We start from the raw sequence: 365 nt of genomic DNA on the forward strand, positions 1-365 counted from the left end.
GGCCAGCGACACGACGACAAAGCTCTTGGCGAAGATGTTGTTGAAGCCACGCTTCGGCAGACGCCGGTAGAGCGGCATCTGGCCACCCTCGAAGCCGTTGATGGCGACGCCGGAGCGCGCCTTCTGGCCCTTGACGCCGCGACCGCCGGTCTTGCCCGAGCCGGAGCCGATGCCACGGCCGAGACGCTTCTTGGAGTGCGTCGCGCCGTCCTTGTCACGCAGATCGTTGAGTTTCATCTGGGTTCTCCTGCGCTTTTGCTCAGCCCTCGTCCACGACGCGGACGAGATGCTGGACGGCAGCGATCATGCCGCGCACCGAAGGAGTGTCCTCCAGCGTGCGCTGCTTGTGCATCTTGTTGAGGCCG

The 365-nt window shown here is 64.9% G+C and carries 2 protein-coding genes; both read right to left on the bottom strand.

All coding sequences use genetic code 11. From position 1 onward, the window contains the following. Positions 1-237 (bottom strand): 50S ribosomal protein L15 (gene rplO / locus AC1DY7_RS31465; RefSeq protein WP_477497673.1); only part of this gene is annotated, 237 nt, incomplete at its 3' end. Between the two features lie 22 nt (positions 238-259). After that, positions 260-352, bottom strand: coding sequence for an uL30 family ribosomal protein (locus tag AC1DY7_RS31470; protein ID WP_477497674.1), 93 nt, complete (start codon positions 350-352; stop codon positions 260-262). Positions 353-365: the final 13 nt, after the last annotated feature.

The organism is Mycobacterium sp. P2_H7, assembly GCF_056403275.1.